This is a genomic window from Mycobacterium sp. TY814 (assembly GCF_030755175.1).
Lineage (GTDB): Bacteria > Actinomycetota > Actinomycetes > Mycobacteriales > Mycobacteriaceae > Mycobacterium.
In genome coordinates, this window is sequence record NZ_JAUFRY010000004.1 from 230,616 (window position 1) to 256,505 (window position 25,890).

At 65.9% G+C, this 25,890-nt stretch carries 33 protein-coding genes and 1 pseudogene; 13 read left to right on the top strand and 21 right to left on the bottom strand.

Going from position 1 to position 25,890, the window contains the following annotated elements; genetic code table 11:
• Nucleotides 1–8: 8 nt before the first annotated feature.
• The 6 genes from QXH22_RS26265 to QXH22_RS26290 form a co-directional block, all read right to left on the bottom strand.
• The gene (locus QXH22_RS26265) at nt 9–1,199 is read right to left on the bottom strand and encodes an IS481 family transposase (protein WP_306277451.1); all 1,191 of its coding nucleotides are present in this window, start codon (nt 1,197–1,199) and stop codon (nt 9–11) included.
• A 174-nt stretch (nt 1,200–1,373) separates the two neighbouring features.
• A complete protein-coding gene (locus QXH22_RS26270; protein ID WP_120794271.1) occupies nt 1,374–1,529 on the bottom strand; it encodes a hypothetical protein in 156 nt (51 codons plus the stop codon).
• Nucleotides 1,530–1,624: 95 nt separating this feature from the next.
• Nucleotides 1,625–1,873 carry a hypothetical protein gene (locus QXH22_RS26275; protein WP_306277452.1) on the bottom strand — a complete coding sequence of 83 codons (249 nt, stop codon included), beginning with the start codon at nt 1,871–1,873 and terminating at the stop codon, nt 1,625–1,627.
• A gap of 33 nt (nt 1,874–1,906) precedes the next feature.
• Nucleotides 1,907–3,229, bottom strand: coding sequence for a cytochrome P450 (locus tag QXH22_RS26280; RefSeq protein WP_371934319.1), 1,323 nt, complete (start codon nt 3,227–3,229; stop codon nt 1,907–1,909).
• A gap of 28 nt (nt 3,230–3,257) precedes the next feature.
• Entirely contained in the window at nt 3,258–3,557 is a 300-nt protein-coding gene (locus tag QXH22_RS26285) for a DUF4193 domain-containing protein (RefSeq protein ID WP_306277453.1), read from the bottom strand.
• A 136-nt stretch (nt 3,558–3,693) separates the two neighbouring features.
• Entirely contained in the window at nt 3,694–4,041 is a 348-nt protein-coding gene (locus tag QXH22_RS26290; RefSeq protein WP_306277454.1) for a hypothetical protein, read from the bottom strand.
• 112 nt (nt 4,042–4,153) lie between these two features.
• On the opposite strand from QXH22_RS26290, the gene QXH22_RS26295 reads away from it, so the two are divergent.
• On the top strand, nt 4,154–4,693 hold the full coding sequence (locus QXH22_RS26295; protein WP_306247110.1) for a cysteine hydrolase family protein: 540 nt from the start codon (nt 4,154–4,156) through the stop codon (nt 4,691–4,693).
• Nucleotides 4,694–4,737: 44 nt separating this feature from the next.
• Complete coding sequence (locus QXH22_RS26300) at nt 4,738–4,905, top strand: hypothetical protein (RefSeq protein WP_306247108.1); 168 nt, start codon at nt 4,738–4,740, stop codon at nt 4,903–4,905.
• Nucleotides 4,906–4,939: 34 nt separating this feature from the next.
• Here the strand turns inward: QXH22_RS26300 and QXH22_RS26305 are convergent, their stop codons facing one another.
• The 5 genes from QXH22_RS26305 to QXH22_RS26325 are packed head-to-tail and all read right to left on the bottom strand — an operon-like array spanning nt 4,940 to nt 8,736.
• A complete protein-coding gene (locus tag QXH22_RS26305) occupies nt 4,940–5,701 on the bottom strand; it encodes an endonuclease/exonuclease/phosphatase family protein (RefSeq protein WP_306277455.1) in 762 nt (253 codons plus the stop codon).
• Nucleotides 5,692–6,333, bottom strand: a complete 642-nt coding sequence (locus QXH22_RS26310) for an SAM-dependent methyltransferase (RefSeq protein WP_306277456.1) — start codon at nt 6,331–6,333, stop codon at nt 5,692–5,694. Before QXH22_RS26310 ends, QXH22_RS26305 begins: the two co-directional genes overlap by 10 nt.
• A complete protein-coding gene (locus QXH22_RS26315) occupies nt 6,330–7,079 on the bottom strand; it encodes a PIG-L deacetylase family protein (RefSeq protein ID WP_306277457.1) in 750 nt (249 codons plus the stop codon). Before QXH22_RS26315 ends, QXH22_RS26310 begins: the two co-directional genes overlap by 4 nt.
• Nucleotides 7,076–8,023: an acyl-CoA dehydrogenase gene (locus QXH22_RS26320; RefSeq protein ID WP_306247099.1), complete on the bottom strand. Its 948-nt coding sequence runs from the start codon at nt 8,021–8,023 to the stop codon at nt 7,076–7,078. The genes QXH22_RS26315 and QXH22_RS26320 overlap by 4 nt, the downstream gene beginning before the upstream one ends.
• Nucleotides 8,020–8,736 (bottom strand): glycosyltransferase family 2 protein, encoded by a 717-nt coding sequence (locus tag QXH22_RS26325; protein WP_306277458.1) that lies wholly within the window; start codon nt 8,734–8,736, stop codon nt 8,020–8,022. The genes QXH22_RS26320 and QXH22_RS26325 overlap by 4 nt, the downstream gene beginning before the upstream one ends.
• A 103-nt stretch (nt 8,737–8,839) precedes the next feature.
• Between QXH22_RS26325 and QXH22_RS26330 the strand changes: the two genes are divergently transcribed.
• Entirely contained in the window at nt 8,840–9,394 is a 555-nt protein-coding gene (locus tag QXH22_RS26330) for a nucleotidyltransferase family protein (protein WP_306277459.1), read from the top strand.
• Nucleotides 9,395–9,432: 38 nt separating this feature from the next.
• Entirely contained in the window at nt 9,433–9,603 is a 171-nt protein-coding gene (locus QXH22_RS26335; protein ID WP_306277460.1) for a hypothetical protein, read from the top strand.
• On the opposite strand, the gene QXH22_RS26340 is transcribed toward QXH22_RS26335, so the two are convergent.
• The gene (locus QXH22_RS26340; protein ID WP_306247091.1) at nt 9,604–9,861 is read right to left on the bottom strand and encodes a Rho termination factor; all 258 of its coding nucleotides are present in this window, start codon (nt 9,859–9,861) and stop codon (nt 9,604–9,606) included. It abuts the gene before it with no gap.
• A gap of 361 nt (nt 9,862–10,222) precedes the next feature.
• On the opposite strand from QXH22_RS26340, the gene QXH22_RS26345 reads away from it, so the two are divergent.
• From QXH22_RS26345 to QXH22_RS26355, 3 genes are all read left to right on the top strand, one after another.
• Complete coding sequence (locus QXH22_RS26345) at nt 10,223–10,984, top strand: STAS domain-containing protein (RefSeq protein WP_306277461.1); 762 nt, start codon at nt 10,223–10,225, stop codon at nt 10,982–10,984.
• A gap of 187 nt (nt 10,985–11,171) precedes the next feature.
• Nucleotides 11,172–12,350, top strand: a complete 1,179-nt coding sequence (locus QXH22_RS26350) for a glycosyltransferase (RefSeq protein ID WP_306277462.1) — start codon at nt 11,172–11,174, stop codon at nt 12,348–12,350.
• Between the two features lie 12 nt (nt 12,351–12,362).
• Nucleotides 12,363–13,358, top strand: coding sequence for a helix-turn-helix transcriptional regulator (locus QXH22_RS26355; RefSeq protein ID WP_306277463.1), 996 nt, complete (start codon nt 12,363–12,365; stop codon nt 13,356–13,358).
• A gap of 5 nt (nt 13,359–13,363) precedes the next feature.
• Here the strand turns inward: QXH22_RS26355 and QXH22_RS26360 are convergent, their stop codons facing one another.
• From QXH22_RS26360 to QXH22_RS26375, 4 genes are all read right to left on the bottom strand, one after another.
• Nucleotides 13,364–13,957: a PAS and ANTAR domain-containing protein gene (locus QXH22_RS26360; protein ID WP_306247084.1), complete on the bottom strand. Its 594-nt coding sequence runs from the start codon at nt 13,955–13,957 to the stop codon at nt 13,364–13,366.
• Between the two features lie 141 nt (nt 13,958–14,098).
• Entirely contained in the window at nt 14,099–15,157 is a 1,059-nt protein-coding gene (locus tag QXH22_RS26365) for a DNA topoisomerase IB (RefSeq protein ID WP_306277464.1), read from the bottom strand.
• A gap of 176 nt (nt 15,158–15,333) precedes the next feature.
• On the bottom strand, nt 15,334–15,732 hold the full coding sequence (locus QXH22_RS26370) for a heme-binding protein (RefSeq protein WP_306277465.1): 399 nt from the start codon (nt 15,730–15,732) through the stop codon (nt 15,334–15,336).
• Between the two features lie 284 nt (nt 15,733–16,016).
• On the bottom strand, nt 16,017–16,385 hold the full coding sequence (locus QXH22_RS26375; RefSeq protein WP_306247078.1) for an STAS domain-containing protein: 369 nt from the start codon (nt 16,383–16,385) through the stop codon (nt 16,017–16,019).
• A gap of 159 nt (nt 16,386–16,544) precedes the next feature.
• On the opposite strand from QXH22_RS26375, the gene QXH22_RS26380 reads away from it, so the two are divergent.
• The 6 genes from QXH22_RS26380 to QXH22_RS26405 are packed head-to-tail and all read left to right on the top strand — an operon-like array spanning nt 16,545 to nt 22,097.
• Nucleotides 16,545–17,423 carry an STAS domain-containing protein gene (locus QXH22_RS26380; RefSeq protein WP_065048101.1) on the top strand — a complete coding sequence of 293 codons (879 nt, stop codon included), beginning with the start codon at nt 16,545–16,547 and terminating at the stop codon, nt 17,421–17,423.
• A gap of 15 nt (nt 17,424–17,438) precedes the next feature.
• The gene (locus tag QXH22_RS26385) at nt 17,439–17,828 is read left to right on the top strand and encodes an STAS domain-containing protein (protein ID WP_065132435.1); all 390 of its coding nucleotides are present in this window, start codon (nt 17,439–17,441) and stop codon (nt 17,826–17,828) included.
• Entirely contained in the window at nt 17,818–18,228 is a 411-nt protein-coding gene (locus tag QXH22_RS26390; protein ID WP_306247968.1) for an anti-sigma regulatory factor, read from the top strand. The genes QXH22_RS26385 and QXH22_RS26390 overlap by 11 nt, the downstream gene beginning before the upstream one ends.
• Before the next feature lie 31 nt (nt 18,229–18,259).
• Complete coding sequence (locus tag QXH22_RS26395; protein WP_306277611.1) at nt 18,260–18,859, top strand: SpoIIE family protein phosphatase; 600 nt, start codon at nt 18,260–18,262, stop codon at nt 18,857–18,859.
• Nucleotides 18,856–21,063: a SpoIIE family protein phosphatase gene (locus QXH22_RS26400; RefSeq protein WP_306277466.1), complete on the top strand. Its 2,208-nt coding sequence runs from the start codon at nt 18,856–18,858 to the stop codon at nt 21,061–21,063. Before QXH22_RS26395 ends, QXH22_RS26400 begins: the two co-directional genes overlap by 4 nt.
• 17 nt (nt 21,064–21,080) lie before the next feature.
• The gene (locus QXH22_RS26405) at nt 21,081–22,097 is read left to right on the top strand and encodes an iron-containing redox enzyme family protein (RefSeq protein WP_306247072.1); all 1,017 of its coding nucleotides are present in this window, start codon (nt 21,081–21,083) and stop codon (nt 22,095–22,097) included.
• 5 nt (nt 22,098–22,102) lie between these two features.
• Here QXH22_RS26405 and QXH22_RS26410 read toward each other — a convergent pair whose 3' ends face one another.
• The 5 genes and pseudogenes from QXH22_RS26410 to QXH22_RS26430 all read right to left on the bottom strand — a co-directional run bounded on the left by QXH22_RS26410 (nt 22,103) and on the right by QXH22_RS26430 (nt 25,783).
• Nucleotides 22,103–22,318 (bottom strand): CDGSH iron-sulfur domain-containing protein, encoded by a 216-nt coding sequence (locus tag QXH22_RS26410; RefSeq protein WP_306247070.1) that lies wholly within the window; start codon nt 22,316–22,318, stop codon nt 22,103–22,105.
• A complete protein-coding gene (locus tag QXH22_RS26415) occupies nt 22,315–23,007 on the bottom strand; it encodes a HemK2/MTQ2 family protein methyltransferase (RefSeq protein ID WP_306247068.1) in 693 nt (230 codons plus the stop codon). The genes QXH22_RS26410 and QXH22_RS26415 overlap by 4 nt, the downstream gene beginning before the upstream one ends.
• Before the next feature lie 104 nt (nt 23,008–23,111).
• A pseudogene (locus QXH22_RS26420) lies at nt 23,112–23,673 on the bottom strand (type 1 glutamine amidotransferase domain-containing protein).
• An 8-nt stretch (nt 23,674–23,681) separates the two neighbouring features.
• Complete coding sequence (locus QXH22_RS26425; RefSeq protein ID WP_306247064.1) at nt 23,682–24,851, bottom strand: zinc-dependent alcohol dehydrogenase; 1,170 nt, start codon at nt 24,849–24,851, stop codon at nt 23,682–23,684.
• Entirely contained in the window at nt 24,848–25,783 is a 936-nt protein-coding gene (locus QXH22_RS26430; RefSeq protein WP_306277467.1) for an SRPBCC family protein, read from the bottom strand. Before QXH22_RS26430 ends, QXH22_RS26425 begins: the two co-directional genes overlap by 4 nt.
• Between the last annotated feature and the right edge of the window lie 107 nt (nt 25,784–25,890).

Below are 25,890 nucleotides of genomic sequence, written 5' to 3' on the forward strand. Positions count from 1 at the left end.
ACCCTCTTTTAGGGTTCGGGCTTTTTCTTTGGGCGTCCGGTTGGGGTGCCGCGGGGTTGGTAGTCCCTGGTGGGGTCGAGGGTTAGCTGGCGCAGGAGTTCGCCGGTGGCGGCGTTGATGATGCGGATCTCGAGGTTGTGGACGAGGACTAGGACGCGGGTGTGGGCGTGGGTTCGGCCGATACCGATGTGGTGGAGGCGGCCGGCGTGGCGCAGGGTGAGTTTTCCGTAGTTGTCGATGCGGTCGGTGCGGACGCGGTTGTGGGGGTCTTGGCGTTGCCCTGGGGTGGCTTTGGGTCGGGCGGTGTAGCTGGTGGCGGGGGTGGCGTGTTGGGGTAGGGAGCGGTGGGGGCGGTGTTGGTTGTAGATCTCGGTGAAGGTGTCGAGTTGGGTTTGTAGGGCGGTGATGGTGGTGGCGCGGGGTTGGCTGGTGAGCCACTTTTTGAGGGTTTGGTGGAATCGTTCGACTTTTCCGCAGGTGGTCGGGTGGTTGGGGGTGGAGTTGATTTGGATGACGCCCAGTCGGTGCAGTTCGTGTTCGAGGTGGTTGCGTCCGCCTTTTCCGCCGGCCAGTCGGGTGGTGAAGACCATGCCGTTGTCAGTCAGTGTGGAGGTTGGAATGCCATGGGCTGCATAGGCTTTGCGGAAGGCGTCCAGGACGATGGGTCCGGTGATGCGGTGGTGGGCGGTGACCGAGAGCGCGTAGCGGGAGTGGTCGTCGATGAAGCACAGGATTTCGGTGTGGGTGGTGTCGGCGAGCCACCAGTGGGTGAAGTCGGCCTGCCAGCGTTCATTGGGTTGTTCGGCGGCGAAGCGGATGTAGGAGGACTTGGGCCGTTTGTGGGGTGCGGGAGTGATGAGGCCGGCTGTGCGTAGGTGGCGGTGGATGGAGTTGACCGATACGTGCAGGCCGTGGTGATGGGTCAGATGCCAGGCGATGGTGTGCGGACCGTTGTCGAGTCCTTTGCTGGTCAGTTTCTCACGCAGCTCGACGATCAATTCGACGGTGGACTGCGGTAACCGGGTGGGGCTGGTGTGTGGGCGCCGCGAGCGCGCCTGGAAGGCTGCGGCGCCTTCGAGCTGATAGCGCTTGATCAGCCGCGAGATCCAGGATTGGGAGACCCCGTAGGTCCGAGCGACCTCGGATTGGCTGCGGCCCTCGATGACAACGGCAGTGATGACCAATCGGGCTTTCGACACTCACGAAACGTCGCCCCAAGACCTATGCCTATGTCTTGAGACACGCTATGCGCATGTCCTGGGATCACACACCGCCACCCCGACTCTGTTCTACCGACCAAAAATGCGTCGGACCGAAACCGCGTTTCCGCAGTTCCGGTCCGACGCAACTAGCTCAGGGCGCAGGCGAGTGCGCTAGAACCAGACTCTTCGGCCTCCGACCGGGCGCCCAACCGCACCCAGAATCCACAGAATCACACCGACGAGCACGAGAATGCCGCCGATTGTGTAGAGAATTGGGATGCCGGCGAAATAGCCGATCAGCAGCAAAATAATTCCCAGGATAATCACGTCGCGCCCCTTCTGTTGAACGCTGTCTAATTGGCAGATCCAACCTCCGTGTACCCCGCGAATTGTGGGTCCAATCACATCGCTCTGTCACAGATCTACATCGAAGATCCGTGCAGCGCCGCCACTGCCACTACCACCCAGGTCGCCGATATCACCAGCGCCGCGATAGCCTCGCGCCTGCCCTGTGGGAGGGTTTCAGGCTGCAACAACGCCGCGATCGCGCAGAAGACACCCAGCAGCACCGCTCCGACGATGCTGAATACCAAGGCCGCCGAGGCGTAACCGCTGGTGGCCGGTTCCGGCGCCGCACCCACAACCGCCTTCCTCGAAAAGTTGGTCGTCATGGCAGCACCATGGCACCCGGCCCTGGACGGGTTCTAAACGAATTCTTGGAGCGGCCGGAATCGCACGCTCGTGCCGCGGCGCGGCGCGAGCATGATGGACCGGCGCACCGCCTGCTCGGGCCGGGAATCCACGGAAATGAATTCACCTTCACGCAGCAATACGTGCAGCACCGTAATCAGCTCCCGCATCGAGAATGCGGCGCCCAGGCAGCGTTTCACCCCGCCACCGAACGGCAGCCAGGCATACGTCTGAGGCCGGACACCCAGGAACCGCTCCGGCCGGAATTCCCGTGGCGACTCGTAGACGGCCGGATCCCTGTTGATCGCGACGATGTGGACGACGATCCGGGTCCCCGCCGCGACCTCGTAGCCGCCCAACCGAAAGGGTTGCGCCGCCACCCGGGAGGTCAGCGGGGCGGGCGGGCGTACCCGCAGCGCCTCATCGATCACCGCCGTCGTGTACTCCTCGCCGCCGGCCGTCGCCTCGTCCCGCACCCGCCGCAGGGCATCGGGATGATGCAGCAACAGGTCGAACACCCATGCCAGGGTGGTTGCGGTGGTTTCGTGGCCGGCCAGCATCAAGGTAATCAGGTCATCTCGAATCTCGCTGTCCGACAGCCCGTCGTCGGATTGAGCGCACATCAACAACGACAGGATGTCGCGGCGGGTGGCCAGCCCGGGGTCGTTGCGGCGCTCGGCGATGAGCCGCATGACCACGTCGTCGATCTCGCGATTGGCCCGCGCCCGCGCCGGCCACACCCGCAACGTGCCGAGCCCGCGCAGCGCGTAGCGCACGGTCAACTGCTCTGATACCCCGAGGTTCAGCAGGTGTTCGAAGGGCCGCCCCAGCCGCCGGACTTCTTCCGGCTCCTCGACGCCGAAGATGATTCGGACGATCACATCGAGCATCAGCGCCCGCGCGGCCTGCAGCATCTCGAAAGGGCGGTCGACGGGCCACGCGCGCATGGCCCCCCGTGTCGACGCTTCGATCACCGGCACGTAGGAGTTGAGCGCGGCGCCGTGCAGCGGTGGTGTCAACATCCGGCGCCGCCGCAGGTGCTCCGGTTCCTCCTGGACGAACATGGACCCGGATCCGTAGATGGCCGCCGCAGGTCCCACCCCTTCGCCCCCCAGCAGCACATCCGTCGGCGCGGTGAAAACTTCTTTGGCCAGCGCCGCATTGGACACGATCGCAACGTCACCCAGGCTGAGGATCGGCATGGTCATGATGGGGCCGTACCGGCGGATCAGCCGCATCATCCGGCGTTCGCCGCCGATCAGGTAGGCCAGTGCGTACGCCGCGGCGAAGGCGCTACGGAACCCGCGCGGAGCGGGCAGTCCGGGTGGAGGGCTCACACGCAGGGATTGTCCTCCTACGCGGGAGTCACGCGCAGTCGGCGCAGATCTGCCGTCCGCCACTGGTGTCGCGCAATCGGTTGCGGTGCTGCACCAGGAAGCAACTCGAGCAGGTGAATTCGTCGGCGCGCTGCGGGATCACCACGACCGAGAGTTCTTCGCTGGAGAGGTCCGCACCCGGCAACTCGAAGAAGAGCGACTCGTTCGGGTCGTCGTCGACCACAGTCGTGGTCAGCTTCGGCACGGGTCCCAGCTCACGCAGTGTGGATCGATCCGCGGCGTCGGCATCGGTCACGCGGCGGGCGTCATAGTCGCTGACGGTAGTCATGGCAGTTCCTTCCTGCGGAGGGCCGGGCCGGCCACCACATGGTCGCCCGTTGGCACAGGCAGTACCCCATTCCGCAGCCGCCCACACCCCTTCGGCGGGAGGAAATCTCAGATGTGCTATCGCGCGCCCGCGGGTGTCAGCGAGCGGTGAGTTGCAACGTCGGCCAACTGCCCGGGTACAGCACGGCCTGCTTGGCAAGCGCGCGTTGACGACGCATGTCGGCACGCTGGGTGCGCGCCACCCAGGCCAGGCCGAGCCAGGGCGACATGATGGCCAGTACAAGTGCCACTCCGGCCAGCAACTCGTGTCCCGATGCCATTGCGACCAGCCCGATGACCAGACCGACCGCCCAGGTGGCTGCAGCTACCAAACCGGGCACGCTCACGGCGCGCTCACCCGAGTCGCTGGTCGTGGCCGGCCCGTGGACGAGCGGGTCTGTCCCGATGTAAACCATGCTCACTCCCAGAGACGTAGGAAACCTCATTACGGTTACTATATCCCAGGGATACAGTTGCCGCACTCGCCAATTTTGGTGGCGGCTCCCCAGGATTACGCATCATCCTGTTGAGTTCCCGGAGAGCGGGTACAAGTCGACTGTGAGTGATACCGCGGTGCTGATCATCGATATGTTCAACGACTACGACCACCCCGATGCCGAACAACTGGCCGACAACGTTGCCGGCATCATGGATCCCCTGGTCGGGCTGGTGAACGACGCTCGCGACAACGACGGCGTCGACCTCATCTACGTCAACGACAACCACGGCAACTTCACTGCCGACCGCCGCTCGATCATCTCCGCCGCGCTCGACGGCAAGCGGCCCGAACTGGTCAAACCGCTGGTGCCGCCGGAGGACACCTACGTCATCACCAAGGTCCGCCACAGCGTCTTCTACTCGACGGCGCTGGATTACCTGCTGGACCGCTTGAAGAGCCGGCGTCTGGTGCTAGCCGGCCAGGTCACCGAACAGTGCATCCTCTACAGCGCACTGGACGGCTATCTGCGCCACTACGAGGTGGTGGTGCCGCCTGATGCGGTGGCCCACATCGACGAGGAACTCGGTTCGGCCGCGCTGAAGATGATGGAGCGCAACATGAGCGCGGAGCTGGTGGACGCTGCGCACTGCCTGTCCTAGCGCGAGCCCAGACCCCACACACCCAAGACCTGAAGGAGGTCGCGATGACCGGTGGCAAAGAGAAGAGCGAAGAAGACGTACAGGGCGACGAGCACGTCGCCAACTCACGCGAGGGACGCGACCAGGACGGCGACTACGTGGGACGCACGGCCGCCGACGACGATTTCGACGCCGGTATGACCGGCGCGGAGGCGCGCAGCCAGCAGGAGTGACGCAGCGGGCGGTGACTCAGCGGGCAGGAGTGACTCAGCGGTGCAGGTCCGCCACCAGCGGGCGGTGATCTGAAATCGGCATCAGCTCCGCGACCGTCGCGCCGGCACGCAGTTCCCTGTCGTCGGTCACGATGTGATCGAGCTGCCGGGTCGGCGCGTCGGCCGGAAACGTCGCCGCCGATGCCAGTGGCCGCATCCCGGTCCAGCGGTGGACGGGAGCGGGCGGGAGGTTGAGGTCGCCGACCAGCAGCCGCGGCCCCGGCAGTCCCCGCAGGTCCCGCATCAGGCGCCGCAGCTGACGCACATTCCACGCCGGCACGAAGGACAGGTGGGTGTTGGCCACCGTCATCAGCCCCAGCGGCGTCTGCAGTCGCGCGATCACGGCAGCCCGCGGCTCCTCGTCGACGATCATCACCTTGTTGGGGCCCGGCAGATACATCGGGAAGCGCATCGGAATCCGGGGTAACCGCACCACCTGCCAGCTGGTCACCGGGAAGCGGGACAGCAACGCGATCCCGTATGCCGCGGTCCCCGGTTGTTCGCGTCCGGTAGCCGCCATCCAGGTCGCCCCCGGCGTTCCCGAGATGGCGGCGACGAACCGGTGCTCCACGGCACCCATCGCCTCGGCCGCGGCCGCGGTCAGATCGGCCCGGCCGGACCGCGGCTGGTCGAAGTCGACTTCCTGCAGGGCGAGCACGTCCGGATCGAGACGCCGCACGCAGTCCCGTAGCCGTTGCGGGTCGACGCCGTCGCCGACGGTGCGGCCGTGCAGGATGTTGAAGGTCGCTATCCGCATGTCCGCTCCCGCGCGCCGGGAACGTTCTCCCGCGCCGCCACCGAGCGACCGTCGGCGGTGTCGAAGACATCGATCACGACGTCGTCGTCGCAATATCGCCCCAGTGGTGTCAGCCCGGGCGTGGCCGCAATGACGGCGTGCGCCGCATCGCCGGTGAGCAGATAATCGTCCACCGGGTGCCGCCAGTGGGCGGCGACGACAGTCGCGCCGCGCACCAATCGCGGACACTCCCGTCGCAGTACCTCCGCGAGGGTTTCCGCCGCGAGGTAGTAGGCGATCTCGCTGAGCACCAACAGGTCGAACGGGCCGCCCGCCCACGGCTCGTCCAGGGATCCACGCGAGAGCGTCACGCGGTCGCGGCAGCCGGCGTCCCGCAGCCGGGCGTCGGCGGTGCGAATGGCCGCGTCGGCCACGTCGACGGCGGTGACGTGGTCACAGCGCGCCGCCAACTGCCCGGTCAACGTCCCGATCGAGCAGCCCGGCTCGAACGCGTGCCGATACCTCGGTCTGGGCAGCAGTGCCAGCGTGATGGCGTACTTGCGCTCCTCATACCAGCGCGTCGACAACTTCCATGGGTCGTCCGCGCCGGCGTAGATCCGGTCGAAGTACGCGTCGGGCAGTCGCGTGGTCACCGGAAAACCATCTCCCCCACGGCAAGTAGCCGCTCGAGCACAAACGGCGGCAACACCGCCGCCGGGGGCTCGAATTGGCTTCGAAAGCATTGTGCGGCTTGACTTTTGCGCTCCACCGCCCAGCGCGACAGGGAAATTCCGCGGGCTCGATCCCAGGGCACGTCCGGATCATCCGGGGTGGCCCAGTGCCACATCCACAGCGGATACTCGACCAGGGTCACACCAGCGCGTGCACAGGCCGTCGCAGCCGCCCGGCCCACTGCCTCATGGTCGGGGTGACCGTCACCCCGCCAGGTCGCCGCGCACCAGGACCCGGGCGGGCACGCGTCCAAAAGTCCACTGAGCTGACCCGCCAGATGATCCTCGTGCTCGGCCAGCTGCCCGTCGGGCAATCCGAGCGACAGCGGCGGCCCCACACCGAGAACAGCCGCGGCAGCGCGAAGCTCGGCACGGCGCGCGTCCTCGAGTCGAACCCGCTCAGCCAGCGACGAATCCGGGCGCGCGGCCCCGCCGTCACTGACCGACACGACCCGGACGGGCACGCCGGAAGCAACCAGCTGCGCCATCGTCGCGCCCATGCCCAGGGTCTCGTCGTCCGGATGCGCCGCCACCACGACCAGAGATGTGCAGGTCAGCGCCAGCGTCGGTGGACGAAGCGCGGAAAGCCAGTCCTGCGCGGGGGTGCCGCCACCTGTTAAAGGTCTGGCGGCGAATCGCGGCCCGTTGGTGGGCGGCGTGACCCTCAACGGCTGGGCCGGCCGGCCAAGCGGCCGAGTTCGGCCAGGTCGCGCTCGGCGTGACTCTGCCGTATGTAGATAGTCAGGTCGGCCACCCGCTGGGCGTGCCGGCCGTCCTGGCAGAGCGGGCCGGGCCCAAGTGCGCGTCCGGTGCGGGTGATCGCTTCGTCGACCGCGTGTTCCACGACCGCGCGGACGCGTCGGGCCAGCAGTTGCGCGGCGCGCGCCCGGTCGAACGGATCTGCGTCGATCTGCGCGGCGGCCGCGGCCAGCATCGCATCGCCGGCGGCCAGCGCGGCGTCGACCGCGCCCAGGTGTGCCAGAGCGTAGGCGTCTGCCGACTCGCTGCGGGCGCAGCGGTACAGCGGGTCGGCCACCCGGCGGGCACCGCCGAGCCAGCAGGCGGCGACGCCGATCGCCCCGTGCCAGAACCCGGCACGGCTCAGGTAGTCCCCGGGCTCACCGACCAGGATCGCGTGCACGTTGCTGAATTGCACCGACCGGGTGTCACTGCCTGCCATCCCGGGGTTCCACCAGGTACTCGGCAGCGGCTTCACCCCGGCGTCGGTAAGGGTGACGGCAAACAGGCCACGCTCGCCGCCTTCCATGTGCGCGGTGACCAACGCGTTCGTGCAGAACCCGGCGCCCGAGCACCAAACCTTGATGCCATTGAGCTGGAACTCATCTCCGGAGACGCTGGTGGCGGTCAGCTTCGCGTCGGATGCCTCGGCCGCCCACACCCCCCACAGCTGATTGGGCTCGGGCGGCTTACCCCCCAGCTCATGCAGGATGGCGACCGCATCGACGTGGGCTTCGGCGATGCGCGCCGCCGCGATGTCGTCCTGGGCCAAACGCGTCAGCTGCTGCAGGCGGTCTGCGGTGTATCCCGCCGCCGGCAACGGCAATTCCAGTCGTCCCGATTCCAGCCAGTGTTGAACTAATCCGGCGGTCATGCGACATCCCCCGTCGCGCTTTCTGAGAGCGTGCTCAAGTGATCAGCAAATCCGCGTGGCGCCCGAGCCTGGATTCGCGCCGAAGTGACAACCGATCGTGCGGTATCTCGGCAAATTCGGTAGCCAGCATGCTCGAACCGCGCTACCAAGTCAACATCCTCACCGGACGTCAGGGCCCGAAAGCCACCGACGCGCCAGTAGGCCGATGAGCTGAAAGCCATGTTGGCGCCATGAATATGGTCATGTTCGTCGTCCACTCGCGCGTCGTAGTCGTGCTCGTACTTGTCCACCACTTCGCTGCGATGTTGTTCCCAGTCCGTGACCCTCACCAGGCCCAGGAACATGTCCGCGCCGCAATCGAGTTGCCGCACCAACCAGTCGGGATTCACGGTGCTGTCGGCGTCGGTGGTGGCATACCAAGAGTTGGTGTCCGTCCCGCCCCAATCCCGCGCATAGTCGAATCCGGCTGCCCGCGCCGCACCCACGTTGCGGGATTCCACCCGGACGAAGTGAACATCGGTTCCGTAATCGCCGGCCAGCTGGGCACTCTCGTCTTCGCTGGCATCGAGCACCACGACGATGACGACCGGCAAAGGGACGCACAGGGCCGCGGTCACTACCGCCGACAGACAGTCGGGAAGACTGTCCTGCTCGTTATGGGCCGGAATGACGACCGCAATATGGTCGTAAGTGCGCGACGCTGCGGCTGACACAATGAATCTAAGTTCCCGTTTAGATTCCAACTAAACGGTTGAGCAACAGCACAACCCGGCCGGCAGGTTGCCGTGATTGAAGGCCGGGTATGCCCTACCGACCATGACTCCCTCCCCCGAGCCTCGCGAACTTCGTGAAGCGTTGCGCTGTGCGGCATCGGCGCTCAAAGAGCACGGCCCGGCGTTCGCATTGGCGGGCAGCTACGCGCTGTGGGCCTATGGCGCACCCGAGCCGACCCACGACGTCGACTTCATGCTGGCCGAAGCCGACGTGCCGGCGGCCGCCACCACGCTCGGCAAAGCCGGATTCCGAATCGAACGTCCTCCGGAGGACTGGCTCTTCAAGGCCCACTTCGGCGAGACGGTGGTCGACGTCCTGCACCGGGTCAACGGGGTGACGGTGACTGCGGATGCATTGGACTGCGCCGAGCAGCGCGTGGTGCTGGCGGTATCGATCCCGGTACTGCCACCAACCATCGTGTTCATTCAGAAACTGCGCGCTCTCACCGAGCACTACTGCGACTTTGCGAAGTTGATTCCCCCCGCGCGGGCGATCAGGGAACAGTTGGACTGGGACCGCATGGCCGCGGAGACAGCGGACAACGATTTCGCGGTCGCATTCCTGGCGCTGGTCGACCGTCTGGGTCTACGGAGCTGACGGGATAAAACCCGCGATTACGGGTACTTAGCTGCACCATGGACCCGCAACCGAGTCGTGGACTTCGACGTGACCAGGACCTGGAAGACGTGGTCGTCGAACTACAGCAGAACGTGACCGACGAACGCCGCGACAAGGACGTGCCCGGCAACGCGACCGAGCGCGAGCAGGCACCGGTCCAAGGGTCGGAGGACGAGCCGCCGGACTGATCAGTGGTTGCGCAGCTTCTGGACCAGTTTGTCCTTCGTCAGGCTCGAATACCCGGACATGCCCAACTCTTTGGCCCGCTTCTTCAGTTCCGGCACGGTCCAGTCCGCGTAGGAACCGGACTTGCCGCCCTTGCGTGCGACCTTGGACTTACCCTGCGCGGCGGCAGCATTCGAGATCCGCGCGGCCTTCTCCTTCGACTCACCCTTCTGACGCAAGTCTTCGTAGAGCTTTTCGTTCTTGATTGACGAATTCGGCACAGCAGCCACCTCCTACAACGTTCCCGCAGCGAAGGATGCCCGCATCCGGGCCGCACTAACCCCCATGCCCCGGAGTGAAATCTTCTGCTGGGCCGGACTTTTGATTCAGATGAAATTCGCTTTGGCCGTGAAACTTCTGTGCCGACCCCGTGATCTGTTTGAGCCGATCCGGACCGGGAACCCGACCACGCGTTACCGCGGCTACCGGTCGCGACAGCTGCAAAAAGATGGGAAATTACATGAGCGAGAAGGACAGTGGACCCGAATCAGGCGCCGAGGGTGTCGCCGAAGCCGCCGAAGAGCGGCAGAAGTCCAACCAGTAACTCGTTCACTACCGGGGCTGAACGACTCGGTGACGCAGATGACGAAACCCAAACCCGCCGTGGCGACGACGAGGGAATGCCTGAACGACTTCGTTGTTCTGCGCACCCGTGGCGTACTGGACGGTTCCACCTACCGGGGGTTGCGCGACAGCGTCATCAGGGCGGCATTGGACGAACCCCGAGCGGTGATCGTGGACGTGGACCGTCTGGCCGTGCCGTCCCCGTCCGCGTGGTCAGTGTTCACCAGCGCGCGCTGGCACGTTAACACCTGGCCAGGCGTGCCGATTATGTTGGTGTGCAGCGACAGTCGTCAAAGGCGCGCCATCGAGCACTGCGACGTGGCGGGATATCTACCGGTTCACTCCACCTGTGAGTCCGCCCTGGTCGCGGCCGCCGAACTCCCCTCGCCCAGTCGCCGCCGAGGGCGCGCGGAGCTGCCGAGAAGCCGAGTCAGCATCCGTCTTGCGCGCACCATGATCGGAGGGTGGCTCACCGCCTGGTCGGCCGAGCGCCTGATACCGGTCGCCAACACGATCGCGACCGTCTTCATCGAAAACGTATTGGAGCACACGGACAGCGCGCCGCTGCTCATTATGGAGAGCCGCGGAGACGCCGTGGCGGTCGCCGTCGAAGATCGCAGCCGGCAGCCCGCCAGCCGCCTCGAAGCGGCAGGCTTCGGCGTTGACATCGTTTCCGGCCTGGCGATCGTCGCCGTCTTATGCCGTTTCTGGGGTAGCACGCCGACATCGTCGGGCAAGACGGTGTGGGCTTTGATAGGAGCGGAAAACGAGCTGGGATGACGGCGTGCGGCGGGCCGATGCCAGGGTCGGCACCGGTCCCGGCGTGGCTGACCTGCATCTCCTCTCCCGCTGCGCGCGGTGATCCGTTGTTTATGGGCCCCCACCGGCCCTATCCAGCGCTGTCCAGTAAGCGAATCACTTGCTCCGCGCCGTTTGTCCGGCACCGGGCGCGGTAATGCAATGCTGCGTGAGAATCGCCATTGTCTGGGGCGACGACTTCTCTGGCGACGAGCTGGACCTCGTCGGAAACCGCCTGGAGGACGAATGCCAACAACTTTGCGCGGCGCTGGCCGGCCACGGCCACACCGTGACGGCGTTGCCACGCCGACCCCCTGAGCGTGCTGATTCGTCCTACCGGACCACGCCGGCGAATGTCGGGCCGCCCGCACCCGTCCCGGCAGCGAAGGTCCTGCCTTTTGTCGGCGATTGGGCTGCTGAACTATCCCGACACTGGGCCGGCGAACCGCCCGACGTCGTGCACAGCTTCGGATGGCTGGGCGGACTGGCGGCACAGCTGGCGGCTCGTCGCAGCCGCTTGACCACCGTGCAGAGCTTTCACGGCTTGGCTGCGACGGGTTGCGGTCCGGGCGCTGGGCAGCCGAGCGATTCAGAACGTGCCCGGATCGAACCTCTGCTGGCTCGCGGTGCCACCTGGGTTACCGGGGGCAGCAGCGAAGAACTCGGGGTGCTGACCAGATTGCGCCGCAATCGGGCACGCACGTCGGTCCTTTCAGCCGGAGTCGACGTCGACCGCTACGCGTGCACTGACCCCACCTGGGCGAACCACGACACCCACCGGATAGTGCAAATTGCGCCGAATCTACAGCCGTGCAACGGATTTGACAGGACAATTCGGGTCTTGCCGCACGTGCCGGACAGCGAGCTGGTGATCGCGCAGAGCTCCACCGATGACGCCCGCAACAGAAGAGAGCGGGCCAAGCTCAAGCGCATGGCCAGCGGACTGGGCGTCGGCAAACGTGTCCACTTCGCGGGTTACGTTGCGCCCGAGGATATTCCTCCGCTGCTGTGGTCCGCCGATGTGGTCGCCAGCACACCGCGGCTGGCACCTCGCGCCGGCTCAGCACTGCAGGCGATGGCCAGCGGGCGAGCCGTGGTCGGGACGGCCGTGGGCGCTCTGACGGACACCGTCGTCGGCAACGTCACCGGCCTGCTGGTGTCCCCCACCAAGCCGCACGAACTGGCCAGGGCACTGAAAACCATGCAGAGTCAACGGTTCCAGTGCCAGAGCATGGGTTCGGCCGGCCGCTCCCGGGCGATGTCGCGTTTCACCTGGGACCGGATCGCCCAAGACGCGCTGAGCATCTACGACCAGGTGAGCCACCTGAAAACCGTTGCCACGGCTTAGGACAAAGAGACTATGACAACCGCGCCTTATCCTCAGGAAACCGACCGGTCGCCGGAGACACGCGCGCCGGACGCAGTCCGGTACGAAAAGTTTCATACCAGCGACTCCGAGGCCGCCCAGCGATTCTTCGCCCAGGCCTACCACCCGGGCTGGCGGATCAGCAGCCTGGCCGGCGGCTCGTCGGTCACCCATCATCGCTTCGTGTCCGAAGCGGTCACCGTCGACGAGTTGCTGATCGAAGGCCGGGTGGGCTGCGAAATCCGGGCCACCGATGCCGCGGTGGTGATACACCCCCGTGCGGGCTCGCTGACACTGGCCGGTGACCCCGGCACCAGGATGGACACCCCGGTCATCGCCGCCGACGATCTGCCGTGCGCCATCCAAGCGAACACGGCGCGATTTCATGTCGTCCAGCTGGATCTGCGGCACCTCACCCAGGTCGCCGCGGACCGAAACGGGCCGCTGCCCCAACAGATCCGCTTCGCCGGCTGCCGCCCCCGCTCCACGGCCGTGGCTCGGACATGGAGCCAGGCACTGGATTACGTCATCGCCGGCTTCTCGCACGCGGAAACCGCACAACAACCGCTGGTCGTCGGCGCGGCCGGCCACCTGCTCGGTGCCGCTCTGCTCGAATGCTTCCCGTCCAACATGAGCGACGGCCAGGACCTGCTGCGCAACCCGTCGGTGCCACCGACCCTCAAAGGCGCGATCTCGTTCATCCATCGCCACGCCGGAGATGGCATCGGGGTCAACGATGTCGCCGACGCGCTGCGCATGACCTCCCGCGCGGTCCAGTATCTCTTTCGGCAACATCTCGAGACCACACCCACCGAGTACCTGCGGCGTGTGCGACTACACCGCGCGCATCAGGAATTGGTCAACAGCGACCGGTCCACCACCACCGTCAGCGAAGTGGCCCACCGGTGGAGCTTCGCCCACACCGGGCGGTTCGCGGCCCTGTACCGCAAGACCTACGGTCAGAGCCCGCACGCCACCCTGCAACAGTGACGGCGCTATAACCCTTCGCGGGTGCGCAGCAGCCGATCGACCCGGTCGGCCGCGTTGTCGTTCAAGACGTCCTGTGCGGTGATCTCGTCGACTACCCGCTCGGCGATATCGCGCAGCTTGACGTTGGACTCCTGCGAGAGCTTGACCAGCAGATCGAAGGCCGACTCGGCATTGACGCCGTACCGCAGCATCAGGATTCCCATCGCCTGGTTGATCACCGCGCGTCGCGAGTCGACTGCCAGCAGCGCCTCACTCAGGTGCTTCTGCAGGTCAGCGTCGAATTGATCGGTGACGTCGATGTAGAAGCCGCCGATACCGAGCAACCGGCCGTCCGGCCCACCGAACCGGTCCCCCACCACGACCACCACATGCGTTTCGCCGCGGGTGTCGACGATTCGATGCCTGCTGCTGAAGGCGGCACCGTGCCGGCGCACCTGCTCGATCAGCTCTGGAACTGTCGGCTTCTCGTCCGGATGCTTGTGTTTGATCAACAACTGGGTCGTCGGCTGCACGGTACCCGGCTCGTAGCCGTGCATCCGTGCCACCTCGTCCGACCACTCCCAGCGGTCCTCACGGGCCAGGTAGCGAAATCTCCCCACCGGTGGCCACCGGCGACCCCTCTTTCGCCGCGAATCTGCGCACACCAGACTCATGATATTCCGACGGGCCCCGCCCGGCTGAACTTCGGTGTCTGCTGCATTCGCATTCCGGACAAAGTACGGAAAGCGAACGATGTCGGCTCAAGCCGTTTTGGCCAGCTCCGAGGGCCGGGTCTTCTTGTCGCCCTTGGCTATTCGGCGGATCATCTCCCGAGTGGCTTTCTCCAGCACACCTTGCGCGCCATCCGGCCGATCAGAACGGGCGGCCCGCCGCACCGCCGCAGCGATGGTGATGCCGTCGCGGTAACCACCGACCACCCGCGGATCCACATAGGAACTGCGGGCGACGGCCGGCGTGTTCCCCAACTCCTCGGAGACCTCCCGCATCACCGCAGCCTCGACCCGTTTGGCGACCCGCTGCGATACCGCCGGGTCCGCATCGGCGAAAGCCACCGCGGCGAGGACGGTGCCGTGCCACGTCCGCAGATCCTTCACGCTGTAATCCGAGCCGACCAGCTCCTTGAACCGGGCGTTGAGGTCGTCGCTGTGCACGTCGACCCATTCGGCGGCGTTGCGCCACACCAAGAATCGCCCGCTGCTGCAGTCGGTCCTGCGCAGCAGCGCCCGCACCGCCCGCACCACCTCGGCATTCTCGATCTCGTACTGGCGCTGCACGCCGCTCTTAGCGGGGTAATCGAAGGCCACCGCGTCGCGGCGCAGTGTCACATGTTCACACAGCAGGGTGGCCAGGCCGTAGGACTCGTTCTCCTCGGCGTACTGTTCGCCGCCGGCACGGAAGTATCCCAAGTCGAGCAGATGCAGCCCGAGGGCAAGGACCCGGTCGCGGGTCAGGCCCCGTCCCGCCAGGTCGCTGGCGATCCGCTCGCGCCAGGCCGGCAGCTCTTTGGACATCTCCAGCACCCGGTCGAACTTCTCTTCCGCCCGCTCCTGCTGCCACCTCTGGTGGTAGAGGTACTGGCGACGGCCCGCTGCGTCAGTCCCCACCGCTTGGATATGCCCGTTGCCGTACGGCGCGATCCAGACCTTCTTCCACGCCGGCGGGATCACCAGATCCTTGATCCGCTGCAACGCCTCGGCGTCGGTCAGCCGCTCGCCGTCGGGCCCGTAGTACGCGAAGCCCTTGCCCCGCCGTTTCCGCGTGATACCGGGCTTGGTTAAAACACTGCGGCGCAGCCGCATCGAAGTCCTCCGCTGTCCCCGACGTCACGTCGGCTGCACGGTGGATAACCCGCTCCGCAGGGGCTCACACCTGCCGGCCGCGGGTTCGTAGCAGCAACGGTACGAAACGACCACCCGGCGGATACGGAACGACCCGCCACTTCGTTGTGGCGGGTCGTTGCGTCGTGGCCGGCGAATCAGCCGGCCATGAATTCCTGATATGCCGATTCCAGGTTCGGCGGCAGCGCAGAAACGTTGCACTGCCGTTCGGTGTCGCCGATCGGCGCCAGAATTCCCCGCAGGTCGTAGTACTCGTTGGGATGCGCGGTGAAGTAGCCCCGAAGGTTGGCGGCTGCCTCCCCACGCGGCTGCCCGTACGCCGCGGTGACCACCTGGCTGGCGCCCGGGTGGCCGGCGAGGTACTGCTCCGCCGCACCCCGCGCGGACATGACGGTGGAGCTGACGCCGTCGGGGGTGCAGTCGGGTGCTGCCACGGCCACTGGCGCGCCGGCGATACCGACGACGATTCCCCCGAGCAGACACCCGGCGCTGATGCCGGCAACGCGGCGGCGGGCGGCGATGCTGCTGAATTTCATAATGTTTGTTCCTCCGAATGAGTGAACCGTTAGCTGGGGGCCCGATCCCCTGAAATCCAAAGTAGCGGAACCAAAACCGATCTTCGGCCGACGTTCGCGCACCATGAATGGGTGCCCGCTGCCGGGCTTGGTAAACATGTGACGCAAGGAACTCAGGTGGCATAATTAGCTAAGCAAACAAGCCAACAAAGTCGCCGAAAAATGAGAATTCTTAGAAAGTGGCGCGATTTCTTAGACGATCGTGATCCGGGTTCGTGACGTAAACGTTATCCGCGGGGACTGGATCAACCGTTGAGCTTGGCTTCCCGCACTCCGGTCAGGGCATCGTCGAGCGTCGGATACAACGGAAAGGTCTTGTCCAGACCGGTCAGGTGAATCGGCCTTCTGGTCGCCGGCCCGCGCGCCACCACACCGAACTGCGCAGAATCGCCGAGCTTCTCGTATGTCGCCGCCAGGATCTTCAGGCCCACCGAGCCGAGGAACTCCACCGCGGACAGGTCGATGATCAGCGCTTCCGGATTGTCCACCACCACACCGCCGATGGCTTCTTCCAGGGCCGGCGCGGTCACCAGGTCAATCTCGCCGCCGATACTGAGTACGACGATGCCGTCATGGTCTGCGACCGCGGCGGTGATCGAATCAGGAGCAGACAACTGGCGATCCTTCAGTCCGGGCGGGTGGCGAGTGTGCTGCAAGCCTAACCTGCCGTGCTTATCCCAAGAAGTAGAAGACCTCAACACGTCCGTCGCCACAGCTCAAGCTAGTCTCCCCTTAGGGGCCTGCGGTGGGCTAGGAGCGGCTTGGAGGGGCACATGTCAGATTCGCCGTCAGAATCCAGCAGCACCGGTAACAGCGTCTCCTCCGAAGGTTTGCTACCACAGCTGGTGCAGCACCTGCGGCGAAATCGGACCGCGCTGCGCGAAGAATGGGCCCGCCGGATCACCGAGGCGGAACTTCTCACCGCGATGACCCCCGAAGAAATCTTCTCCGAGGCGACCGCCGTCTACGACAATTACGTGGAAGTGCTCGAGACCGGCAGCGTCGAGGCGCTGCAGGATTACGCGCGCGACCTTTCCGAACGCATCATTCCCCGGGGCGTGGAGACCGACGAGGTTCTCGGCATAGTGCTGTTGCTGCGTGACGTCCTCGCGCGCTCGTTGTTCGAGAAGTACCAGGCCGAATTCGACATGCTCAACCGCGTGCTGGACGCCTACGAGCCGGCGGCGAACCGCATCGCCAACACGGTGGGCGTCAGCTTCGTGCAGGAGCGCGAGCGCATCATCCGTCAGCAGCAGGAGGCAATCCGCGAGCTGTCGACCCCGGTGTTGCAGGTCCGCGAGCAGCTGCTGATTCTGCCGATCATCGGCGTGCTCGACAGCCAGCGCGCCCGGCAGGTCACCGAGCAACTGCTGCGCGCCATCCGCGCCAACCGCGCCAAGGTGGTCGTCATCGACATCACCGGTGTCCCCACCATCGACTCCACGGTGGCCAATCACCTGGTGCAGACGGTCGACGCGTCGGGACTGATGGGCGCGAGCGTCATCATCACCGGCCTGTCGTCCGAAATCGCACTGACCCTGGTGACCATCGGGCTGGACCTGTCGAAGATGAATGCCGTCGGCGACCTGCAGGGCGGCATCGAAGAAGCCGAGCGCCTGCTGGGTTACGAAGTCACCCGCACCGGCGAATAGGTCGGCGACCCGTCCATGCCCGTACCGATTCTGAAGCAGGGCGCGATCCTGATCGCCACCGTTCAGGCCGCGCTCACCGACTCCGACACCGAGCGGTTGCGCGAGGACCTGATGGAGCGGGTCAGCAGGTTCCGCGCGCAGGGGATCGTCGTCGACGTGACCGCCATCGACGTGATGGATTCGTTCGCGGCCCGGTCATTGCGCACCATCGCGCACATGACCCGGCTACGGGGGGCCACCACGGTGATCGTGGGCCTGCAACCGGAGGTCGCGTTCGCCATGGTGCAGCTCGGACTGGCTTTCGACGACATGAGCACCGCGCTCGACCTGGAAGAGGGCATCGCGCTGCTGAACAAGCAACTGGGGCTGGGTAAATCGATGATCGGGCGCGATGGTGGCGGGTGAGGTCGTGGTCGCCATCAACACCTCCGACGACATCGTCGCTGCCCGCAAAGCCGGCCATCAGCTCGCCCTCGATCTGGGATTTTCCCTGACCGACGTCACGATGATCGCCACCGCGATCTCCGAGATCGCCCGCAACATCACCAGCTATGCCGGGCACGGGGAGGTTCGGGTCGGCGTGGCCGACCGGGAGGGACGCAGGGCGCTTATTGTGCGCGCCGAAGACGAAGGTCCCGGCATCGCCGACATCGACCGGGCGATGGAGGACGGATACACCACCGGTCGCGGGCTGGGCATGGGACTCCCGGGTGCCCGGCGCCTGATGGATCGCCTGATCGTGGAGTCCTCGCTGGGGCGCGGAACGGTCATCGAGATGTGGAAATGGGTTCCGGCCCGTGCCTGACCGAGCCCGGTCGGCGGGTCGGTTCGGTCCGATCGAGTGGGCGACGGCGGGTCGCCCCCGCCCGGGCGAGCAACTCTGCGGCGACCAGGCCATTGCGGTGGAGGTGGACGGCGAGGCAGCGCTGTTCGGCGTGCTGGACGGGCTGGGCCACGGACCGGCCGCTGCCGGCGCCGCGCTCGCGGGAGTCGAGGCGCTCGCAAATGCCCGCGGGGAGCGGCTGGAGGTTCTGGTCGCGCTCTGCCACCGGGTGCTGACGGGCACCAGGGGTGCCGCAATGTCGCTGGCCCGCATCGATTTTCAGACCAGCAAGCTGACCTGGACCGGTATCGGCAATGTCCGCGCGAACCTGGTGGCCAAGAGCGTCGGCGGCGTGCAAGTCCGTTCCAGCGCCCGGCTGGCCGGCGGCATCGTCGGTTACCGGATTCCGGAAACCCGCCCTGCACAAGTGGTTTCGATACGAACCGGCGATCTGCTGATGATCACCAGCGACGGCATCTCCGAGAACTACCTCGACCACATCGACTTCGCGGCTTCCGCTGCCGACATCGCCGAGCAGGCCTTGGCCAAACACGCCAAGGAAACCGACGACGCCATGGTGCTGGCCGCACGTCACCGGGGTATCACGACATGACCTACACCGACGAATTTCACGATCACTACCGCGCTGCGCTGCGGACCTATCTGCAAACGCGCAACGAGGACAGCCTGGCGGTGGGGCACGAACTCGGGCGCCGGGCGCTGCAGGAACAGATCAGCATGCTCGACATCATCGAGAACACGTTCTGGCTCCTTGACGAACTCTCGCAGACCGAGCAGGTGGATCGAGGCACCGCGCTGGAGTTCGTGTTGCAGACCCTGGCCCCGCTGGACGTCGCGACCCGCGGATTCATCGACGGCACAAGGCGGTACGCGCAGGAACGGGCCCGCGCCGAAGACCTTGCCGACCGGGACAGGTTCCGCACCGCGTTGGTGAACTCGCTGCAGGAGGGTTTCTTCGTCGCCGACGAGCACGGCGCGGTGGTCGAAATCAACAGTGCCTTCGCCGAGATTCTCGGATACGGCGCCGACGGTCTGCCGTATTCGTGGCCACAACCGTGGCTGGTGGACCGGGACGGCACCTACGCCGAGCAGCAGCGGGTCCGGGAACTGGGCAGCGCCGAGTACGAGATCCCGGTACGTCACCGCGACGGGCATCCGGCGTGGGTGGCGGTGAGTATCAACGCCGTTCGCGGTCCCGACGGCGGGCCGGACGTGTACGTCGGGACCGTCCGCGACGTCACCGCCCGGCGGGCCTTCGCCGCCCGCGAGAGCGCGGTCATGCGCTTAGCCACCTCGGTGAGCGTGGCCAAGAGCGTCGCAGAGGTGCTGGAGATCACGCTGGGCGAGAGCCGTGCCACGGTCGACGTGCGCCGGGTGGTCGCGGTGATGTGGCCGTCCGGCGAGGCCGAACCGCAGGTGATCGGCGCGGGCGATCCGCAGGAATCGAATTGGCGCACCATGGATTCCGGACTACGGAAGATCTTCCAGGAAGCCCGCCACCAATTGCCGCTGACCGCGAAGACGGTCGAGTGGCCGGACGCCCCCGGCAAGGCGCGCGGTTTGGTCGCGATGCTTTCCGGCGCCGGGGACGTGGCCCTGTGGCTGGAACTCGCTGCACCGCGCTGGGTAAGTGCCGAGGACAAGCTGCTGGTGACGATGCTCATCGGTCATCTGAGTCTGGCCATTCAGCACGTCAGGCAGTTCGAGGCCGCACGGGTGACGTCGCTGACCCTGCAACGGGCGATGCTGCCGCCGATGACGCCGCCACCCGGTTTCGCGGTGCGGTACGAGCCCGCGGTGCCGCCGCTGGAGATCGGCGGTGACTGGTACGACGTCCTTCCGATCGACGAGACCCGCATCGGCATCGTCGTCGGCGACTGTGTGGGGCGTGGGTTGCCTGCCGCCGCGATCATGGGCCAACTGCGCAGTTCCGCGCGCGCCCTGCTGCTCACCGGCGCCAAACCGGCGCTGTTGCTGGAGCAACTCGACGCCGCGGCGTCGCTCATTCCGGACGCGTACTGCACGACGGTGTTCCTGGCGATCATCGACACCGAATCCGGCGTACTCGAGTACAGCAACGCCGGGCACATGCCCGCTGTCCTCGTCCGGCCCGAGGCGGGCACGACGCTGCTCACCGAGGCCAGTTCGGTACCACTGGCGGTGCGCCGCAACGAAACTCGACCGCAGGCGGCCGAGCTGCTGCCGCCGGGGTCGACGCTGATCTGGTTCACCGACGGCCTGGTGGAGCGCCGGCGCGAGTCCATCGACGAAGGACTTGCCCGCGTCGCCGATGTCCTGTCAGACAATGCGGGGCTGCCGATCGATGCAGTTGCCGATGCGGTGCTCGACCAGCTGGCACCGGCGGACGGCTACGACGACGACGTCGCGATGGTTCTGTACCGGCACCGGTTGGCTCCGCTGCGCCTCGAAACGCCGGCGACCGCGGAGAATCTGGCACCCATCCGGCGGGCGCTGACTCCCTGGCTGCAGGCCGCCGGCGTCCTCGAGCTGCAGGCCTCCGACATCGTGCTGGTGATCAGCGAGGCATGCACCAACTGCGTCGAGCATGCCTACGAAGGACACGAGGTCGGCACCATGCGGCTCGATGTGGAGGCCTCCGACGGAGAGATCCACGCGCGGATCGTCGATTCGGGATCGTGGAAGCCGCCGGCCGCCGATCCCGGAAACGGCGGCCGGGGCCTGCCGCTGATGAGGGTGATGAGCGAGTCGATGGAGATAGACCACCGCCCCGACGGCACCACCGTCGACATCGTTTTTCGTTTGCCTGCCGGATAGCGGGGTAGAACATCGTGGTGACCCACACGTCGATCACCGTTGAACCCGCCCTGCCGGCGGCCCACGGTCCCTTGTCGACGGCTGTACGCCGCATTCTTTCCGCACCGGTGTCCCGCGAGCCGTCGAGCGGCATCGGAGCGTCGGTGCGCGACTCCGATCCCTACGGCCTGGACCTGCAGCTGGCGCTGTACATGTGCTACGAACTGCACTACCGCGGCTTTGCGTCGGTGGATCCGGGATGGGAATGGAACCCCGCGCTGCTGGGCTTACGCGCGGAACTGGAGCGCGTCTTCCTGGCTGGCGTACGTCGCGACGTCGGGCCCATCGATGCCGGCCACACCGCCGCCGCGGAAATGGAGTCGCTGACCATCGAACCCCGTCAAGGCACCGGTCCGTCCTGGTATCTGCGGGACAGCGGGACCTGGGAGCAGATGCGCGAATATTTCGTGCACCGATCCCTCTACCACCTCAAGGAGGGCGATCCGCACGCGTTCGCTATCCCCCGTCTGACCGGAACCGCCAAGGCGGCGTTCGTCGCGATCGAGTTCGACGAGTACGGTGCCGGCTCGGGCCCGAAGATGCACCAACAGCTTTTCGCCGACTTGTTGAACGCGGCGGGCCTCGATTCGACTTACCTGGCTTACCTGGACGCGGTGCCGGCGGAGGCCCTTGCGGCGGTGAACCTGATGTCTCTGTTCGGGTTGCACCGGCGGTGGCGTGGCGCCGCGGTCGGGCATTTCGCATCCACCGAGATCACCTCACCGCCGGGGTCTCGGCGCATGGTCGACGCGCTGCGGCGGATGCAGGCGCCCGCCGAATGCGTGGCTTTCTACCAGGAGCATGTGGAGGCCGACGCGGTGCACGAGCATGTGGTGCGCAACGACGTGGTCGGCGATCTACTGGCCCGCGAACCGCACCTGGACAGCGATATCGTCTTCGGAATCCGTGCGCACGCCGCCGTCGAAGACCGGTTGGCCGACGCGCTGATGAGCGCCTGGCAGCAGGGGCGGTCGTCCTTGCGGCGGTTGCCCTGAGTGAGTCAGCGTTCGGCGTTGAGCATTCGCTCGACCTTGGGGCCGCGGCACCGCCGGTGACTGGTGTCGCACAGCGGGTAATCCTGGCTGCGCCGGCACGTGCACACGGCGACCATGAACCGATCGGACTCCACTACGTCACCGCCTGGCGTCTCGATCCGCGCCGGGCCGGAAACCAGCACCGGCCCGTTGGGTATTACCTGCACGCGAGTCGTGCTCACGGCTTGTCCGCCCGGATCACCACAATCTGCTCCTTCCGGCAACCGCGCCCGATGCGGCCGGTCTCCTCCAGCCATTGTGCTCGCGCCGTCAACACCGGTCCGAACGGGATGAGCTGTGATGCAACGACATCGGCCTTCAGGCCGGTGTCACGCAGGGATTGCACAGTCTGCTCGACACCGGCGAGGGCCGAGTGCACCAGCAACAGCGATCCACCGTCTGCCAGCAACTTCGACGCTGACCCGCACAGCGGATCCAGGACTAACCGCCCGTCCGGACCCGCGTTGTAAGCCCGGGACGGGCCGGCGATGGACGCGATAGTGCCCGTGTCATCCAATGGCGGGGTCGGCACATAGGGCGGGTTGGAGACGACGACGTCATACGGGCCATGATCCAGCGCCTTGACCCAAGATCCCTGCCGCACATCGACATCCACCCCGGCGCCGGCCGCGTTGCCCCGCGAGTACATAACGGCCGAGGGGCAGATGTCGTAGGCGGTCACACTTGCGCAACCCATTTCGGCTGCCGAGATGGCGACGAATCCTGAACCGGTGCAGAGGTCGAGCACTCGGCGTTGCGGAATCAGACCTGACCGCCGCATCGTGTCGACCAGCAGGTAGGAGTCGTACTGAGGTTGATAAACCCTTTCGGCAATCAGAGATTCGACTGGCGCTGGGTAGGTGGTCGTCACGGCAAGCCTTTCTCGACCCGTCGGAGGAATTGCCGTGGCGATCACGGCTCGGCGTTTTGATGCCCCCAAATTTGGGTGTTAAAACCGATTTCAGGAGTTTGTCGTTATTCGGACGAAGCGGCGGGCACCTCGGCGAATTGCCGCAAAATCGTTGAACAAAAGGCCGACAAATCTCTTGGTGACCGACTGGTGATCAGATTCCCGTCGACCACTACTTCTTCGTCGACGACGCGTGCTCCGGCGTTGCGGAGATCGGTGCGGATGCTCGGGTATGAAGTCAGGGTGCGGCCGGCCACCACGCCGGCTTCGACCAGCGTCCAAGGGCCGTGACATATTGCCGCGACGGGCTTTCCGGACTCCACGAAATCGCGGACGAATGAAACCGCGGCTTCATCGGCACGCAGTTTGTCCGGGTTGACGGTGCCACCCGGCAGAATCAGACCGTCATAGTCCGCGGCGGACGAGTCTTCCACAGCACGGTCCACCGTGATCGTCCCAGCGGGTTCGAGATCGTGATTGCGGGCTTGGATTTCACCGGTTTTCAGCGACACGATGTCGATTCGCACCCGCTTCCCGCAGCGCCTCACGGGGTTGCTCGAGTTCGATTTTCTCTACGCCGTCGGCGGCTAAGATGGCAATTCTTTTGCCGTCCAATGTCATCGACAATGCTCCTTTTAGGGATTCAGAACCACTTTTGTGCAGTTGTCCTGCTTGTGTTTGAAGATTTCGTAGCCCTTCGGCGCCTGGTTCAACGGTAAATGGTGACTGATGATTGCCGTCGGATCGATCTCACCGTTGCGGATCCGTTCTAGCAGCGGACGCATGTAGCGGTGGACGTGGCACTGTCCGGTCTTGATGGTCAGCGAGCGGTTCAGCACCGCCCCGATCGGGAATTTGTCCATCATTCCGCCGTAGACACCGACGATCGAAATCGTGCCGCCGTTACGACAGCTCATCGCGGCTTCCCGAATCGCGTGTGGCCGTTCGGTTTCCAGCCGCGTGGCCTGCTTGACCCGGTCATAGGCGTCGACCACCTTGGAACTGTTGCGGGCCTCCATACCGACCGCGTCGATGCAGTGGTCGGGCCCCCGGCCGGCGGTGATCTCCTGCAACTCTCCGAGCACCGACGTTTCAGCGAAGTTCAGCGGGGTGGCCCCCAACCGCTCCGCCAGCTCCAATCGGTAAGGCACCCGGTCGATCACGATCACCTGTGCCGCGCCGAGCAGCCGGGCGCTCACCGCCGCGAACAGGCCGACCGGACCGGCACCCCACACCGCGACGACGTCGCCGGGTGTGATGTCGCACATTTCGGCACCCATGTAGCCGGTCGGGAGGATGTCGGAGAGGAACAGCGCCTGGTCATCGGTGAGGTCGTCGTCGACCTTCAGCGGACCGACGTCGGCGAACGGGACGCGTGCGTATTCGGCTTGCCCACCGGCGAATCCGCCGAGCATGTGCGAATAGCCGAAGAGGCCGGCGGGGGAATGCCCCATCAGCTTCTCGGCGATTCCCGCGTTGGGGTTCGAGTTTTCGCAGAGTGAGTAGAGGTCACGGTCGCACGCCGAGCAAGCTCCGCAGGCGATCGGGAACGGCACCACCACCCGGTCGCCAACCTGGAGATTGTCGACGCCCTTGCCGACTTCCACCACCTCACCCATGAATTCGTGTCCGAGGATGTCGCCGTCTTTGACGGTGGGGATGTAGCCGTTGTAGATGTGCAGATCCGAACCGCAGATCGCGGTCGACGTGACCCGCACGATGGCGTCTCGGTCGTTGAGAATCTTGGGATCCGGAACCGATTGCACCTCAACGTTATTGCGCCCCGCCCAGACTGTGGCCTTCATCGCGACACCACCTTGCCTGAGGGCTGGGCCGGCTGCTGATGCAGCTGCCGGCGTGCGACAGTGCCGTCCGGCGATCCGTCTGACCGCAACACCTGACCGGTCTCCAGGATCTGTTTGAAGCGGCGGAGATCGTCATTGACCTGCTGATCGGGAGACTCCCCCAGGAGGGTGGCCGCTGCCTTACCGAGCGCACCGCCGGGCATCTGGTAGGCCATCGTGACCCGTACCTCGGTGCTTTTGCCCGTGGGATCGGGGGTGAAGTCGACGCACCCGCTGTTCTCGATTCCCGAGCCCGGCAGCGATTGCCATGCGATCCGCTTGCCGGGCAGGTCCTCGGTTATCTGCGCGTCCCACTGAACAGGTTGCCCGACAGGCGAATTGGCGACCCAGTGCGAGCATCCGTCCTGTGCGGTGGTCACCGATTGCAGGTGGTGCATGAACGTCGGCAGGTTTTCCAGGTTACGCCAGAAGCCGTACACGTATTCCGGAGTGCGCACAACGGTGACGGCGGCGCGCAACGTCCGGGGCGACTGACCACCCGCGTGGCGGGCGGTGTCACCATGCGTGGTGCGCAGCGCTGCATAGAGGTCCGCCCCGCCTATCGTAGTGAGCGCGGCAGCGGTAATCAGGCCGCGCCGGCGCCGGCCGGGCCCACGGCGCATGACGCCTGCCCCCAGGAACGCGACGTCGAGCACGTCGCCAGCGACGCGAGTCCAGACGAGTTTGTCCGGGCCCGCCAACAACGCTGCGCCGTGCCCACATTCACGCATACCCAAGGCACGGATAATCGCGCGGGATCGCCTCGTTTCGTCTACGCCGGCAAGCGCTGCGATTCTCCCCGGTGCCACGATTTCGGACAGCCCGAGGCCGAGACTTGCCGCACCCAGTGCTTTGACCAGAACCGCCGTCTTACTTGCCGCGGAATCGTTCATTGGTCGAACTCCTTGCGTCGCCGGATAATCCGGCGTTCGTCATTGCGTACTGTTCAGCGGATCCGACCCGCGATTGCGCCATCGCCAACGGCAGCGATACCCGTGCA

Coding starts and splice junctions, on each gene's coding strand:
- QXH22_RS26275 (WP_306277452.1), bottom strand. CDS start 1,873: ATGACGACCAACTTTTCGAGGAAGGCGGTTGTGGGTGCGGCGCCGGAA.
- QXH22_RS26285 (WP_306277453.1), bottom strand. CDS start 3,557: ATGACTACCGTCAGCGACTATGACGCCCGCCGCGTGACCGATGCCGAC.
- QXH22_RS26290 (WP_306277454.1), bottom strand. CDS start 4,041: ATGAGGTTTCCTACGTCTCTGGGAGTGAGCATGGTTTACATCGGGACA.
- QXH22_RS26300 (WP_306247108.1), top strand. CDS start 4,738: ATGACCGGTGGCAAAGAGAAGAGCGAAGAAGACGTACAGGGCGACGAG.
- QXH22_RS26305 (WP_306277455.1), bottom strand. CDS start 5,701: ATGCGGATAGCGACCTTCAACATCCTGCACGGCCGCACCGTCGGCGAC.
- QXH22_RS26320 (WP_306247099.1), bottom strand. CDS start 8,023: ATGACCGCCGGATTAGTTCAACACTGGCTGGAATCGGGACGACTGGAA.
- QXH22_RS26330 (WP_306277459.1), top strand. CDS start 8,840: ATGACTCCCTCCCCCGAGCCTCGCGAACTTCGTGAAGCGTTGCGCTGT.
- QXH22_RS26335 (WP_306277460.1), top strand. CDS start 9,433: ATGGACCCGCAACCGAGTCGTGGACTTCGACGTGACCAGGACCTGGAA.
- QXH22_RS26345 (WP_306277461.1), top strand. CDS start 10,223: ATGACGAAACCCAAACCCGCCGTGGCGACGACGAGGGAATGCCTGAAC.
- QXH22_RS26355 (WP_306277463.1), top strand. CDS start 12,363: ATGACAACCGCGCCTTATCCTCAGGAAACCGACCGGTCGCCGGAGACA.
- QXH22_RS26365 (WP_306277464.1), bottom strand. CDS start 15,157: ATGCGGCTGCGCCGCAGTGTTTTAACCAAGCCCGGTATCACGCGGAAA.
- QXH22_RS26370 (WP_306277465.1), bottom strand. CDS start 15,732: ATGAAATTCAGCAGCATCGCCGCCCGCCGCCGCGTTGCCGGCATCAGC.
- QXH22_RS26380 (WP_065048101.1), top strand. CDS start 16,545: ATGTCAGATTCGCCGTCAGAATCCAGCAGCACCGGTAACAGCGTCTCC.
- QXH22_RS26385 (WP_065132435.1), top strand. CDS start 17,439: ATGCCCGTACCGATTCTGAAGCAGGGCGCGATCCTGATCGCCACCGTT.
- QXH22_RS26400 (WP_306277466.1), top strand. CDS start 18,856: ATGACCTACACCGACGAATTTCACGATCACTACCGCGCTGCGCTGCGG.
- QXH22_RS26425 (WP_306247064.1), bottom strand. CDS start 24,851: ATGAAGGCCACAGTCTGGGCGGGGCGCAATAACGTTGAGGTGCAATCG.
- QXH22_RS26430 (WP_306277467.1), bottom strand. CDS start 25,783: ATGAACGATTCCGCGGCAAGTAAGACGGCGGTTCTGGTCAAAGCACTG.